Here is a 15,177-nt window from a genome sequence, read left to right on the forward strand (position 1 = left end):
ATACATTTTCTGAACAGCCTTTATTTTAAATCCGCATTTTTGACTTTGTCGCAATAAAGAACGAGAAAATAAATGCGCATACGGCGAATAATAGAGCCGCTATATAAATATAGCTAACCCCCCCAGCAATTGTTTGCTGTAAAAAGCTAACTTCATCTGCACTAAAGCCGCCCTTTGCAAATTCACCATTTAATTGAATTTCCCCTTTTCCTAACGAGGCCATCTTATCACTTGTAATCAGGTTAAAAATCATCCCGAAAAAAGCTGCACCGATAGCTTGGCTAAATGTATTTGTAAAAGAATTCAATCCAATTGATGTACCAAGCTGCCTCGGATCAGCCACTTTTTGAATGGAAATCATTAGCATAGGCATAATAAAGCCCATCCCAAGTCCGACTAATGAGGAGCCGATATAAACGCTCAAATCGCTAGAGCCGGCAGTTAATCTGGCAAGTAATATTGTACCAATAGTAAGCAATATCGTTCCCATTTGGATAATACGTTTATTCGTTAAGCGCCCGATTAAATGACCTGCCATAATCGAATTGACGGTCCAGAATATTGACATCGGCGTTAATAATAAACCAGCCTGTGTGGCATTTTTACCGAGTACACTTTGGGCGAATATCGGAATATATACTGTAACTCCAATCACAATTGACATCGCACAGAGCGTTAAACCGTTAATAACCATTAAACGCCCATTTTTAAACAATGTTAATGGAATGATTGGCTCCTCTGCCTTCAACTCCACTCTTATAAAAGCGGCTAAAAATCCAAGTGCTACTGCATACATAATAAGTGAGCTACTCTCGAACCAAGCCTGCGTTTTACTGTTGTCGATAATCACATATAAAAGCGCAACCATCCCAATTGTAAATAAGACAGCACCTAAATAATCAATTTTCCGCTTCACTACCTCCAATTGCTCACTGTAATGCTTGGCAATTAAATAAATAGAAGCTAACCCAAACGGCACATTGATGAAGAAAATAAAATGCCATGAAACTTGATCGACGATAAAGCCTCCACATAAAGGACCGATAACCCCAGATACGCCCCATACCATGCTTAAATAGCTTTGCCCTTTAGCGCGCTCTTTTTCCGTTTTAAATAACTCCCCAACCATCGTTAATGTAATTGGTAAAATGGAGCCGGCCCCAATCCCTTGAACGGCGCGGAAAACAATTAATTGCTCCATCGTTTGCGCTAACCCACATAAAATGGAGCCAACTGAGAAAATAATAATACCGATAATAATCATTCGTTTACGTCCAAATAAATCGGCCAGCTTACCAAATATAATTGCTGCAATTGCTGAAGCTAATAAATAGGCAGAATAAATCCAACTTATTAAATCAACGCCTAATAAATCAGCGGTTATACTCGGAATGGCTGTACTAACAATTGTTCCTTCAATTGCAGCTAATGCTGTTACGAGTAGCAATGCGATAAATACTTTATTCATTTTGTCACCTTTACCTTTCCTGCATGTCATACATTAACAATTTTAAGGAGAAAATGAAAGAGGAAAGATAAAAAAAAACGCTAACAGCGATTTTTTACATTGCAGGATGTATATGCGGATTTCCAGCTTTCGTAAACTAAAACGGAAATCTTTGTTTTGACAGTGTATTGACGGTAAGGTTTTTTATTTCTTCCTTTTTGCTACAACACTATCGCTACTGTCCGAGGGGCTGTCCAAAAAGCCCTGCATAGCCGGCATTTTGGACAGTAGCGATGATGTTTCGCAAAATGGAGATTCATATAAACAGAAAACGCCTCTTTTAAAAATGGGATGAACACTGGCTTTAGCAGTGTTATCCTTCAGTAAAAGGGAAGCAATGAAAACATTCATTTCAACGCGGTGGCAAAACAAAATGGACTTTTCGGACAACTCCATTAGACAGCGCCTAGTATTCTCTATTTCAATAAGCTAAATTGGTGGTCAAAAACTAGCTATGTGCGGCTTGCCTCTTAGCCCTATAGCTTACGAATTTGCATCATTGTCCGCTTTGCTTGGGGAAGCTTTAGCTCCTCATAAATAGCGGCAGACAAGCCACCTGGAACGCAAGGATTTGCATAATATACTTCTGAAATATTTGTTAAGTACATTGTACCAAGACACATTGGGCAAGGCTCCCCGCTCGCATACATAATATAGCCCGATAAGTCGAATGTTTTTAGCTTTTGGCAAGCCTCCTTCACTGCCAATGTTTCTGCATGTGCTGTCGGATCAAATGTTGCTTCTACATCATTTACCCCTACTGCAATTACTTCTCCATCCTTGACAAGCACCGCCCCATAAGGTTGCTTGCCTTGTGCAGCATTGTCTTCTGCAAGCTGAATCGCTTGTGCCATAAATTTTTCATGCATACAATTCTCTCCCTTCAATAGCGTTGAAATTTATTAGTGACCAACACCTACAGCTCGCACTGTTCCACTTGTAAATTCTTTTGTTGGATAGTACATATTTTTTACAATAATATTTGGCCCTAAGCATTTTACTGCTGGGCAATGGCAATTAATACTGGATGAAATATTCGTGCTTAGCCATTTCTCATAAATATCTTCCAATGAGGCAGTTTGAATATTGCCTAATGCGGAGCCATCATCAGAAAAATCTGATACCGATACATCACCTGTGAAAATGTTCAAATTCATACGTGAACGACCGTCTACATCATTACGAATCGTAATATTTGACGCATTGCGGATACGTGCCAGCAAAGCTTGGTCAAGCTCATCTGTACTACATGGATAAAACGGCAATGTGCCAAATAAAATCCAAATATCTTCATTGCGGAAATCTAGAATTTGATTGACAGCAGCTCGGTACTCATTCAAATTAATCACATCGAGTGCGCTTGCAAAATCGCTTGCATACATTGGATGTATTTCGTGGCGCTTACAAAGCATTTCATTTGCCACTTCATCATGAATTTTCTCGATAAATGGTAATGTATTGCGATTTAGCATCGTTTCTGCTGATACGAATAACCCGCCCTTTGATAATTCACGGGCATTATCAAAAATATTACGATATAGCTCGGCTCTTTTTTCAACAGATGGCTTTTGTTGCATCATCGCAAAGCCTGTTTCTACAAATTCCTTTTCATCGCACCAATTATGTGAAATGTGCATCACATCCAAATAAGGTGCTACTAGCTCATAATGCGACATCGGTAATGTTAAATTAGAATTGATTTGCGTTTTGATGCCGCGGTTTTTGGCATATTTTAGAAGCGGTAATAAATTATCTCGAATGCCTCGTTTTGTTAAAAGAGGTTCACCACCTGTAAAGCTCATCACACGTAGTGTTTCAACACGGTCAAGTTGTTTAATAATAATCTCACTAGGAATTGCAGGTGCTTCCTTTGTTTGTAGCGTGTAGCCAACAGCACAATGAGCACAGCGCATATTGCATAAGTTCGTCGTTGTGAACTCAATATTTGATAAGGTTAATTTGCCATAGCGATCAATATCATGATAACTCTCCCATTGATCATGAGGTTTATACAATGTATTCATAAAAAACTCCCTTTCTACATATACGATTTTCGCATAGTTTAGGGAGTTTATCAATTACGCCTTATAGTAGTTTTTCGGGAAGCTCTGGTAGCTCCGCTGATACGACATCCGCCTCCGTTAAATGCAATGGCTGCAATTTATACTTTGAATCAAAATCACATTTTATAATTGTATGCTCATTCAATAATGTTGGCATTTGCTCGTTAAGCTGCTGATGAGGTAATGATAGTGCCGCAATGGCATCAATTGTTGCTAGTGTGCTTTCAAGCTGCCCTGCTGATAGCAAAATATCCTCGCTCTGTAAAAATGGACGAATCGCATCGCGCACAAAGTTTTGTGCCTCAACAATGCAAGTAAATTCATTTAATTTATCGGAATAGGACTGCATAAATGTGCGCTCTCTTAGCTGTTGCCTGCTTAAATCATTCACTTGCTGCAAAATTGCTTGTAATCGCCCACCTGCTAGTGCAGTAATATGATTTTGCACTGTGTATAATTGACGAAAAATATCCTTTTCCTTTTCTTTAATTATTTCAAATAGCGTGGCACATTGCTGCTGTAGCTCATCAAGTCGGCCAATCTGCTCTGTAAAATAATCAGTTAGACTATTAGCGTTATGCAGCCCTTCTACAAGAGGTACACTGTATGTTTTTTCAAATTGCTTATCGACCTGCGCAAGTAACTGTGCATATTCTGCATGGCATTTTCGATAATCACGAACCGCCTCTTGATAAGCAATAGCCTGCCCCTCAAATTGTTCAATCCTATCATCACGTAAATACAATTCAGTTGCTAAAACTTGTAATAACTGATATAAAGTTTGGACTGATTTTAACACTTGACTAGCTTGCTTGTACTCCTCTTCAAATTCAGCTAAAATCGCCATATCTCGCTGTTGCAGTGAAAACTCTACATTGGCTTCCTCTACGTATTTCTTTATGCTTTCAAATGCAGATAAATAAGGCTCCCGCTCTGGAATCATTGCGAATTCACTATACAATCGAGTTAACCATCTGCTAAAGCGCTCTGCCGTATGCTGCATTTTTTTTGCAGGATTGTGAGCAACCTCTTTCACTAGTTGAGCAAGCTGTGTAATATTTGAATCAATAAGAAGCTGTGTATTATTCGTTTTTTTCGCCTCAATTGCCTGCAAAGCAGAAACACTAAGCATTTCCTTACACAGCTCTCCGTATCGCGCTAGCTCCTCTTTCATAAAATCGCTAGTGGTCGCCGCACGCTCATCGACAGCATTAACAATAAAGTATGGCTTTATATTTTGTTCATTCATTTTAACTAATAAATTATATTCATCTAAGGTTGCAGCAGAGCCATTGCGCAATACCCAAAATACTTCTTGCACCCGCTCCAACATGACGTTGGAAAAATAAGCAGTATTATCCGCGCCTACTTGCAACGCAACCGTATCCACAATTGTTGCATGCTGCAATAACTCATGCTGAATATAAACTTCAATATAATCTAAATGCTCTCGAATAATTTGAGCACTAAAAGTGTCGCCTGTTGTTAGTAACTGGATTTTATCAATATCGAATGTCGCAATCATGCCATCATAAAAATATGCCTTGACACATTCACGCTCACCGTACTTAATCAATGTATTAACACTAGTTGGATTTTTCGTACTTACAGACAGTAATTCTCTCCCTAATAAAGCATTAATAAGTGTCGTCTTTCCAACACGCTCTTTTCCTAAAAAAAGCAATGCTTCTTTCTCGCGAGCGTCCTCAATAATTAGCTTTAGGCGCTTCGTTGTATCAGTTATATATGTATTTTGTTCTAACATAACATGCAGTGGCTTCATGCGCTCAATAAGTTGATGTAATGAATTTGTTTCCATATTTCGCTCCACTCTCCCATCTCTTTTTAGTGCGGTGACGTAGCCCCTCTAGTTACTATTATTTATGGCTACTTTTAATGATAAGTCTAATTTGCTTAAAGATGAAAAGCAAAAAGACCTAAATATGAACCACGTAAATGATAATAATAAAATTTTAGTAGGACAATACGCATAAATGTACAAATTTTGATAATCATTCATTGTTTGCCAGCTTAAAAAGAATGCAGCAAAAGCAATTTTAATTAAAGGCTAAAAAAAATTTTATTTTTTGCTATAATACAGTTATTCCAATTTGAAGGGACTGAACTATGCGCGGATGACAATATTTTTTATTCAACCTATAAAAAATATTGGAGGTAAAAGTATTGATAAAAGAATTAAACACCAAAAGACTGCATTTAAGAAGAATGCAAGTTTCAGACTCACACAGCTTATTTAAAATTTGGTCTGACCCGGATGTAACTAAATTTATGAACATTTCTAATTTCACAGACGAAACACAAGCAAAAGAAATGATTGAGCTCCTAGAAAATTTAGCTCAGGCTAATAAAGCAATTCGCTTCAGTATGATTGAAATTAAATCCCATGAAATAATTGGTACTTGCGGATTTAATTCAATAGACTTCGAAAACTCGAAAGCAGAAATCGGTTATGATATTGCTAAAGCCTATTGGGGCATGGGTTATGCTCCTGAAGGTATTAAAGCATTGGTTCATTATGCTTTTGAAAACTTAGGGTTGAACAGAATCGAAGCAAAGGTAGAGCCTAGCAATGCCAATTCAATCAAAGTACTACAAAAACTTAATTTCACATTTGAAGGAACGCTTAGACAATACGAAAAATCTAAAGCAAGCTTTATAGACATCAATATTTACTCGCTCTTAAAAACAGATTAAAATGAAATTTATTAGGCTGTCTAAAAAGTAGTGTCCTAACTTACTTTTTAGACAGCCTTACCGCTTGGTAATTCAGAGAATTAGAGACCCAAGGCTTACATATTGAAGTTATCCTAGCTTAAAACATTTTTGATAAATTAGCCATCTCAATTGCAGCAACTGCAGCATCATAGCCTTTATTACCAGCTTTCGTTCCAGCTCTCTCAATTGCTTGTTCGATTGTTTCGGTTGTAACAAGTCCAAAAATAGTTGGAACACCCGTTTGTAGACCTACACTAGCAATTCCTTTTGCGGACTCGTTGCAAACGTAATCATAGTGCGTTGTAGCTCCACGAATAACTGTACCAAGTCCGATGACAGCATCATATTTTTGAGATTCTGCCATCTTTTTTGCTATAAAGGGTACTTCAAACGCTCCCGGTACCCAAGCAACATCAATAGCATTTTCCTCTACGCCATGGCGTTTTAAACCGTCAATTGCACCGGCTAATAGTTTATCATTAATAAATTCATTAAAGCGTCCAACAACAATACCTATCTTTAATCCTGTACCTACAAGCTGTGCTTCAAATGTTTTTACCATCAATAATTCCTCCTTTTATAATAAATGTGCCATCTTCTCTTTTTTTGTATTTAGATAATTAGCATTTTCTTCTACTAACCCAGCAACAAGGGGTACACGTTCTACTACTTTTATACCGTATCGCTCTAGCTGCGCTACTTTATCTGGATTATTTGTTAATAAACGAATTTGTGTTACCCCTAATTCTATTAGCATTTGCGCACATAAACTGTAATTGCGTAGTTCACAAGCAAAGCCAAGCATTTCATTAGCTTCTACTGTGTCAAAGCCTTTTTCTTGTAATTCGTATGCTTTTAATTTATTTAATAACCCTATTCCTCGCCCCTCTTGCCGCATATAAAGGATGGCCCCTACTCCTTCCTGCTCGATTTTAGCAAGTGCTAGTTGTAACTGAGCTCCGCAATCACAGCGTTTTGAATTAAAAATATCGCCTGTTAAACATTCAGAGTGAACACGTATTAGCGGTGCTTCTACATTGGACAAATCCCCTTTAACAACAGCAACGTGCTCCTTAAAATCAATTGGATTAGCATAGCCAATCATTGTAAAATCACCATAATGTGATGGCAGTTGAATTGCTGCTTCACGTGAGATAATTAGCTCTTTTTTAAGACGGTATTGAATTAAGCTTTCTATCGTAATAAGCTTCATATTAAAATCTAAGGCCATTTTTTTTAATTGGGGTAGACGAGCCATCGTGCCATCCTCATTCATTATTTCACAGATAACCGCAGCCTTTTTACTTTCACTAAGTATTGCTAAATCTACCGCTGCCTCTGTATGTCCAGGTCTTTCGAGTACCCCATTCTTTTTTGCGATTAAAGGAAAAACATGCCCCGGACGACGGAAGTGCTGTGGCTCCGTCTTATCATCAAGCATTTTTTCGATAGTTAATGCTCTTTGAAAAGCACTAATTCCTGTTGTAGTATCAATATAATCAATACTTACAGTAAATGCCGTTTGATGCTTATCCGTATTATTTGTAACCATTGGCTCAAGCTGAAGAGTTTGCGCTATTTGTAAATCAATCGGTGTACAAATTAACCCTTTTCCATACGTTGCCATAAAATTAACCACATCGGGCGTGGCATATTCAGCTAATGCAACAAAATCGCCTTCATTCTCACGATTCTCATCATCTACAACAATAATCACTTTCCCCTGCTTTAAGTCAGCAATTGCCTCTTCTATCGTATTAAACATAATATTATCCCGCCTTTAAAATCCATTTTGTTGTAAAAAATCCTCCGTTAACGTTGTTGATTTTGTTTGTAGCTGCTTGGCAATGTATTTTCCTAATAAATCTGTTTCTATATTGACTAGGTCACCTTCACGTTTAAATCCAAGTGTTGTCTGATTAAATGTATGTGGAATAATCGAAATCGTAACCATTTCTTTTTGTAAATCAAATATTGTTAAACTAATACCATCAATTGCGATTGACCCACGTGGTATACAAAGTGCAGTTGATTCATGAGATGTTTTTATATCAAAATAAACTGCATTCGCGAACGAACGTTTACGTAAAATAGTCCCTACCTCATCAATATGCCCCGATACGAAATGCCCCCCAAAACGCCCATTAGCAGCCATAGCACGCTCTAAGTTAACAACGGAACCTATTTGCAATTGCGATAGTGAGGTTGCACGGACCGTCTCAGGCATAACATCTGTCGTGAATTTCGTATTTGTAAAGCTTGTTACAGTTAAACATACTCCATTTACAGCAATGCTATCGCCAACTTTCAAATCTGCTATAACTTTTTTAGCGCCAATTGTAAGAACGATTGATTCCTGTCCTTTTGCCATTTTCTCAATCGTACCGAGCTCTTCAATAATTCCAGTAAACAACTGTACACCTCATTTCATCATCATCGTTAATTTAATATCTTCACCAATTTTTTCAACTTTAGTAAAAGTAAACGCTTCTTGCAAAGCAATTGTTGTCATTGAAAGCGCATTTGTTCCTAATAGCTTGGGCGCAATGTATATAATCATTTTTTGTACGAATTGCTGTTGTAAAAAGGCATCCGCCATTTTACAGCCAGCCTCAACATATAAAGTCATAATCCCTTCATCTGCTAGCTTTCTTAATACATTTCGCAAGGAACAATCCTCTATCACAAACGTACGAACACCTGCTAATTTACGAGATTTTGTTGTAAAAAGCCAAGTTAGAGCCGTTTTATCATTAAAAACTTTCGCTGAATTTGGTACTTTTCCATCACGATCAATAACAATTCGAATCGGTTGTTTGTTTGAGGTACTACAACGATTCGTTAAGCTTGGGTCATCAATGCAAATCGTATTTGAGCCTACTAAAATAGCATCATGTGTTGACCTTGTATAATGCACATCCTTTTGAACAAGCCTACCCGTGATTGCAGTTTGCTTCCCTATCTCAGCAGTAATTTTACCGTCCAACGAAATGGCTTGCTTTAATGTAACGTAAGGTAAACGATGTGAAATATAATAAAAAAATGCTTCATTTAATGCTTTTGCCTCTTCTTCACATAGTCCTATACTTACCGTAATGCCCGCCTCCTCCAACCTTCGAACTCCCCGTCCAGCTACAAGTGGGTTCGGATCCAGCGTCGCAATAAAAACATGTGCAACCTGCGCTCTAATTAGTGCCTCAACACATGGACCTGTTTGCCCAACATGGCTACATGGCTCAAGTGTAACGTAAACCTTCGAACCCTCCGCTCTCTCACCTGCAATTTTTAAGGCATTAATTTCCGCGTGTGCCTCTCCGAATTTAAGATGAGCACCAAAACCTATAATCTCCTCATTTTTTGTAATAACACACCCAACAAGTGGATTAGGAGAAGTTTGATTACTACCTGATTTTGCCAAGCTCAAAGCGAATTGCATAACTTGTTCGTCACTCATTCAGTCACCTCCCTTTGAAAAATAAAAAGCCACCTTAAATAGGGGGCTTTTACGAAGAAGGCGTCACTAAATAAACTAGCACCATAGCTAATTTTTTTCGCCTACCTTCTCTCATCCAGACTATTACTGTCGGCTCCGGAATTTCACCGAATCCTGCTTAAAAAAGCTCGCGGGCTATACCGCCGATTGGGACTTGCACCCGACCCCGAAGGAATTTATTCAATTAAAAAGACCCCACTTAGAAATGTGGGGTCGTTAAAAGGCATCTTCAAATAAAGCCACACGAATGTCGCTTTTTTGCCTACCTTCTCTCATCCAGACTGTTACTGTCGGCTCCGGAATTTCACCGAATCCTGCTTAAAAAAAGCTCGCGGGCTATACCGCCGATTGGGACTTGCACCCGACCCCGAAGGAATTTATTCAATTAAAAAGACCCCACTTAGAAATGTGGGGTCGTTAAAAGGCATCTTCAAATAAAGCCACATGAATGTCGCTTTTTTGCCTACCTTCTCTCATCCAGACTGTTACTGTCGGCTCCGGAATTTCACCGAATCCTGCTTAAAAAAAGCTCGCGGGCTATACCGCCGATTGGGACTTGCACCCGACCCCGAAGGAATTTATTCAATTAAAAAGACCCCACTTAGAAATGTGGGGTCGTTAAAAGGCATCTTCAAATAAAGCCACACGAATGTTGCTTTTTTGCCTACCTTCTCTCATCCAGACTTTTACTGTCGGCTCCGGAATTTCACCGAATCCTGCTTAATAAAGCTCGCGGGCTATACCGCCGATTGGGATTTGCACCCGACCCCGAAGGTGATATTTATGCTGGCTTTAATTATACAGCAATAATGCAAAAAATCTAGTCTATCAAAAGAAACGTTTTTTATTTTATGAAATATTAAAAGAAAGATTTAAAAAATGTTTTTAGTCGAAGAAAATGCATGCGCTTCTCTATAAAAGATTATATTTCAAAAAACAGCAATGTATTACGCTAACGTTCCCCTCATAGCAGACCTACCGAATTGTAGATAATGCTTTTGACCATGAAATTAATTGGTCTAACATCTGATTTACTGAATCTGCCTGAACATCTTTCGGTTTGAAATCTGTTCCGTTTTCGAAATCTGTAAATAATGAAAGAGCTGGATGAACACGCACATCTGCTACTAACAGCTCTCCCATAATACCGCGCAAATGCTCCGCAGCACGAGCACCACCTACAGAGCCATAGGAGACAATTCCTGCTGCCTTGTTATTCCATTCTACTCTTAAATAATCAATCGCATTTTTCAAAGCGCCTGTAATAGAATGATTGTACTCTTGAACGATAAATACAAACCCATCTTGTTTTGCAATAATTTCTGACCAGCCCTTTGCCCCAGATGCATCCTGCCCCGGCTCACCTAATAAAGGCAATTTGTAATTAGCAATATCGATTACTGTATAGTTTGCATCATTTCGTTGATTTGCAATTTCCTTTACCCATTGTGCTACCTGTGGGCTTACACGTCCTTCACGTGTTGAACCAATAATAATACCAATATTTAATGCTGTCATTGTTTGCTCCTCCTCATGTTTTGAAACGAAAAATTTGGCTAAAAACCCGATAAACAACGCCTCCCCTACGTCAAAAGACCCTCTAACAGTGAGCGTACTTCCTATACATGCCATTTTGCTATTAGCACAAAAATAGTGCTGATAGAAGTTAAAAAATTATACCTATTCTATTTTCCCCAAATTCACTTTTTATATTCAAAAAACTTACATTGAGTAGGGGCTGTCAGAAAGGGTATTCCTTTTCTGACAGCCCCTATATGACATATTAGTTTTCACTGTTCTTTCTGAGCAGCATTTTTATTGCCTCTAAATTCCTCTCTTTTCTTCATTGCTTCTGCCATACGGTGTGAATCAGCGTTCGGCTCATTTTGTAGTTGCGCTACAATATTTCGATAATCCACTTCATTGCGATTCTGGCTCATTTTATACGAAGCTTGAACTTCTCTTATTTTAATTTTAAAGCCAACAATCCCTTTAAGTTCAGCTACTAATAACTCAGGGGAAAGTGTATCCCATAAAATCGGATTTTCTCGATTAGCCTCGTATTTTTCAAGCAATAATGTTAAGTCCTGTACTAGCTCTTCTTTGTCTAAAATACTCGCCTTTCCATATACATGGACCGCTTGGTAATTCCAAGTAGGAACATTTTCATGTCCATACCAAGAGGAAGAAATATACGCATGAGGCCCTTGGAACATAACAAGCACTTCCTTGCATGCTTCAAAAGTTCTCCACGCGGGATTTCCATAAGCCATATGGCCAGTAATAAAATAATCTTCCCCTTCCTGATTTAGCAATAAAGGAATATGTGTCGCTATTGGTATTTCATTTTTTATTGTAACTAAAGTTCCAAATGAATTTTCATTAATAAAATTTGTAATTTCTTTAAAATCCGTAACCTTATAATACTTTGGTATAAACATGCTTTATTATCCCCTTTATCTATTTAATCTAAGCTATTAAAAAAATCATACATTGTTCACTGACATAAAAAAAGGTACAATTATAAACAAATATGCATGTCAGGAGTTATTATATAAATGAAAAATACTATATTTATCTTTAATAATACTTCACCTAAATATAAACAAATTTATGAGCAGTTCAAGTTGTATATTGAGAATGGTGACATTTCAATTAATGACCAGCTACCTTCTATTCGTGAACTCGCAAATTCACTTTCAGTAAGTAGGAATACTACACTTACAGCCTATGAACAGCTTATGGCTGAAGGCTATATTCGCAGCGAAGGTCGCAAAGGGTATTTTGTAAATAAAGTAGATTCATCTTTGTTTCAAAATAATTTGATGAACATCAATAATAAAGAGCTTGAATTAAAAGAAAGTAAACATATTCTGATTGATTTTCGTGCGGGAACAGTAGACCAACAGCATTTCCCCTTGAAAATTTGGCGAAGAATGACGAATCAAGTTTTATATACACAGCAAAGCTATTATTATGGAAACCCTTTTGGTGAACATTGTTTACGTGAACAAATTGCCACCTATTTATTTCAATCTCGTGGTGTAAGGACAAGTGTTGATTCAATAATTATTGGTAGTGGAACACAACAAATGTTAATCAATCTCATCGAAATTTTAAAAAGGGAATTTTCTAGTATTATTGTCGAAGACCCAGGCTATGATGGTGCAAGAGAAGCTTTTAAATTCCATAATTTGTCCATTGAAACAATCCCCGTCTTTAAATCAGGTGTCGATTTCTCAAAATTAAATGAACTGTTGTCTCGCCTCATTTATGTTACTCCCTCCCATCAAAGCCCTCTTGGTGTTAGTATGTCGATAAAGGAAAGGTTAGAGCTCATCCAGTGGGCTAATAGTAAAGAAGGTTATGTAATAGAGGATGATTATGATAGTGAATTTCGCTATACGCAGCAACCATTTCCGGCTCTTGCCTCTATTGATTCAACAAGAGTTATTTATTTAGGTAATTTTTCTAAATCATTTCTTCCTGGAATACGTATTAGTTATATGGTACTTCCAGAAATGCTGCTATCGAACTATAAAAAACAGTGGTCAGCTTTCGAATGCACTGCCTCCCTTCTACACCAACTTGCGATGGCTAATTTTATGCAGGAAGGTGAATGGAATCGACATATTAAGCGAATGCGCCTCGTTTATAAGCGAAAAATGCAATGCATTACTACGGAATTAAGAAAACATTTCAAAGATACGATTTCAATTATAGGAGAGCAATCTGGTTTGTTTGTATTAGTGAAAATACACTTAAACCTTACTGAAGAATGTTTAATTAACCGCGCATCTTTACTAGGAGTGAAAGTGTATCCTACTTCCATTTATTCAGTACAAAATCATATAGTTGAACCAGCTATAAAGCTTGGATTTAGCAATCTCTCGTGTGAAGAAATTCAGTTAGGTATTCGGCTTTTAAAAGAAGCTTGGACTTAACCATTATGAAATCCGAATATTTCGATAATTATTTATGCTAAAGTTTGATTAAAAAAATCCTACAATCTAGTATTTAACAATAAACAGAAAGAATCCAGCTTGAAAAAAAGATTAATCAAAATGGATTCTTTCTCAGCAAATCTTAGTTTTGTTTTTACAAAAAAAGTTGAATTATTTCGTAATGGTGTTGCTTAGCAATCGTGCCTCTTTGTGGAATTTCATATGCATTTGAGTATCCCTGCAACACCTTTTAATTATAATGCTATTGCATTGTTAATTTTATAGAACATTTATAAACAGTATCTCCAAAAGACCGAATGTCGCTTAAATAATCGTATCCTTTAGGTGAGCCGTAACGGTTGAGCATTCTTACTGCTACTACGTTTTCCTCTGGAATGACGAGCAAAGCTACATTGGTGTAGCCAAGTAATTGATAGGAACCTTGTGGAACTGTATCGCCTATTTGGTTAAAATTAAGGTTTGTGTTTTTTACAAACCATAAAAATCCATTCTTCTGAATAGGAAGTGTTGGGTTGGGAGTTTGAATGGATGTAGCCATTTGAATGATTTCTCTAGGAATAATCTGTTTTCCTCCCCATTTCCCTTCTGTTAAATGAATGTAACCCCATAAAGCAAGCTCCTGTGCAGACACATACATATTCATTCCAGAACCATCTACTACATCCGTCTTCGTCCAAAATGGGTTATCTGCATCTCGAATAGCGTTTGCAATTTTTGAATGAGGCTTACTCATCTTAATCCATTCTGTTGATTGAAAGCCTAGTGGTTCAATAACCTGTGATTTAATAATTTCAGCAACAGACTGTCCCGTTGTTTTTCGGATAATCATTGTCAATAAATCAATGCTTGGACCTCTATATGCCCATGATTCACCAGGTTTATATTCACTTACTAGTTTATTGCCGTCAACAATTTTTAATCCATGTGTATGGGTTAATAAGTGACGAATAGTTACCCCCTCATATGCAACTAAATTCGAATCTTCAACAAACTGCTGAACTGTATCATCCATGGAAAAGTAACCATTGTATATAGCATAAGCTGCAGCAAAACCAATATAAGCTTTTCTTACAGATGCAATATGGAATTGAGTGTCTACTTGAACATCTCGAGCAAGTTTTGCATTAGACTGCTTACCAAAATAAGATTCTTTTGCGATTTTATCGTTCTGAATAATAAATAGAGCACCACCGCTAGCACCCAACTTTTCAGCACTTTCCATCACATGAGTACGTACATCTTCAAATAAGTTTGTGTAATCATTCACGTTCTTTAAAATCAATTTTTCACTCTCCTTAGAATATTAAAAGGGACTCATCATCTTTGGTGAGTCCCTCATTTTATTATTCTCATCTAGTTCACAGAGCGAAAAAATAACGCTCAGTTCTTTTGCAAACATCCCATTTCAGAAAT

Annotated in this window: 13 protein-coding genes and 4 riboswitches; of the genes, 2 read left to right on the forward strand and 11 right to left on the reverse strand. The window is 37.4% G+C overall.

Features of this window, described 5'->3' with window-relative positions; all coding sequences use genetic code 11:
* Positions 1-25: 25 nt before the first annotated feature.
* From MHB51_RS02980 to MHB51_RS02995, 4 genes are all read right to left on the reverse strand, one after another.
* Positions 26-1,468, reverse strand: coding sequence for an MDR family MFS transporter (locus MHB51_RS02980; protein WP_342558945.1), 1,443 nt, complete (start codon positions 1,466-1,468; stop codon positions 26-28).
* A 515-nt stretch (positions 1,469-1,983) separates the two neighbouring features.
* A complete protein-coding gene (locus tag MHB51_RS02985; RefSeq protein WP_342558946.1) occupies positions 1,984-2,376 on the reverse strand; it encodes a nucleoside deaminase in 393 nt (130 codons plus the stop codon).
* A gap of 33 nt (positions 2,377-2,409) precedes the next feature.
* Complete coding sequence (yfkAB, locus tag MHB51_RS02990; RefSeq protein ID WP_342558947.1) at positions 2,410-3,531, reverse strand: radical SAM/CxCxxxxC motif protein YfkAB; 1,122 nt, start codon at positions 3,529-3,531, stop codon at positions 2,410-2,412.
* A 61-nt stretch (positions 3,532-3,592) separates the two neighbouring features.
* Positions 3,593-5,401 carry a dynamin family protein gene (locus MHB51_RS02995; RefSeq protein ID WP_342558948.1) on the reverse strand — a complete coding sequence of 603 codons (1,809 nt, stop codon included), beginning with the start codon at positions 5,399-5,401 and terminating at the stop codon, positions 3,593-3,595.
* Positions 5,402-5,754: 353 nt separating this feature from the next.
* Between MHB51_RS02995 and MHB51_RS03000 the strand changes: the two genes are divergently transcribed.
* On the forward strand, positions 5,755-6,285 hold the full coding sequence (locus MHB51_RS03000) for a GNAT family protein (protein ID WP_107942715.1): 531 nt from the start codon (positions 5,755-5,757) through the stop codon (positions 6,283-6,285).
* 118 nt (positions 6,286-6,403) lie between these two features.
* Here MHB51_RS03000 and ribE (MHB51_RS03005) read toward each other — a convergent pair whose 3' ends face one another.
* The 6 genes from ribE (MHB51_RS03005) to MHB51_RS03030 form a co-directional block, all read right to left on the reverse strand.
* On the reverse strand, positions 6,404-6,868 hold the full coding sequence (gene ribE / locus MHB51_RS03005; RefSeq protein WP_342558949.1) for a 6,7-dimethyl-8-ribityllumazine synthase: 465 nt from the start codon (positions 6,866-6,868) through the stop codon (positions 6,404-6,406).
* A 15-nt stretch (positions 6,869-6,883) separates the two neighbouring features.
* On the reverse strand, positions 6,884-8,071 hold the full coding sequence (locus MHB51_RS03010; RefSeq protein ID WP_066163185.1) for a bifunctional 3,4-dihydroxy-2-butanone-4-phosphate synthase/GTP cyclohydrolase II: 1,188 nt from the start codon (positions 8,069-8,071) through the stop codon (positions 6,884-6,886).
* A gap of 15 nt (positions 8,072-8,086) precedes the next feature.
* A complete protein-coding gene (ribE, locus tag MHB51_RS03015) occupies positions 8,087-8,719 on the reverse strand; it encodes a riboflavin synthase (RefSeq protein ID WP_066163186.1) in 633 nt (210 codons plus the stop codon).
* Between the two features lie 9 nt (positions 8,720-8,728).
* On the reverse strand, positions 8,729-9,760 hold the full coding sequence (gene ribD, locus MHB51_RS03020) for a bifunctional diaminohydroxyphosphoribosylaminopyrimidine deaminase/5-amino-6-(5-phosphoribosylamino)uracil reductase RibD (RefSeq protein ID WP_342472487.1): 1,032 nt from the start codon (positions 9,758-9,760) through the stop codon (positions 8,729-8,731).
* 99 nt (positions 9,761-9,859) lie between these two features.
* Positions 9,860-9,977, reverse strand: a riboswitch (FMN riboswitch).
* 82 nt (positions 9,978-10,059) lie between these two features.
* A riboswitch (FMN riboswitch) is annotated at positions 10,060-10,178 on the reverse strand.
* Positions 10,179-10,260: 82 nt separating this feature from the next.
* Positions 10,261-10,379: riboswitch (FMN riboswitch) on the reverse strand.
* Between the two features lie 82 nt (positions 10,380-10,461).
* A riboswitch (FMN riboswitch) is annotated at positions 10,462-10,579 on the reverse strand.
* 195 nt (positions 10,580-10,774) lie between these two features.
* Positions 10,775-11,317 carry an NADPH-dependent FMN reductase gene (locus MHB51_RS03025; RefSeq protein WP_235616022.1) on the reverse strand — a complete coding sequence of 181 codons (543 nt, stop codon included), beginning with the start codon at positions 11,315-11,317 and terminating at the stop codon, positions 10,775-10,777.
* Positions 11,318-11,589: 272 nt separating this feature from the next.
* Positions 11,590-12,240: an FMN-binding negative transcriptional regulator gene (locus MHB51_RS03030; RefSeq protein ID WP_342558950.1), complete on the reverse strand. Its 651-nt coding sequence runs from the start codon at positions 12,238-12,240 to the stop codon at positions 11,590-11,592.
* 117 nt (positions 12,241-12,357) lie between these two features.
* Here MHB51_RS03030 and MHB51_RS03035 point away from each other — a divergent pair, with 117 nt between their 5' ends.
* The gene (locus MHB51_RS03035) at positions 12,358-13,743 is read left to right on the forward strand and encodes a PLP-dependent aminotransferase family protein (protein ID WP_107942709.1); all 1,386 of its coding nucleotides are present in this window, start codon (positions 12,358-12,360) and stop codon (positions 13,741-13,743) included.
* 262 nt (positions 13,744-14,005) lie between these two features.
* Here MHB51_RS03035 and MHB51_RS03040 read toward each other — a convergent pair whose 3' ends face one another.
* A complete protein-coding gene (locus MHB51_RS03040) occupies positions 14,006-15,046 on the reverse strand; it encodes a serine hydrolase domain-containing protein (RefSeq protein WP_342558951.1) in 1,041 nt (346 codons plus the stop codon).
* Positions 15,047-15,177 lie beyond the last annotated feature (131 nt).

Origin of the sequence: Metasolibacillus sp. FSL K6-0083 (genome assembly GCF_038630865.1) — a bacterium.
GTDB classification, from domain to species: Bacteria; Bacillota; Bacilli; order Bacillales_A; family Planococcaceae; genus Metasolibacillus; species Metasolibacillus fluoroglycofenilyticus.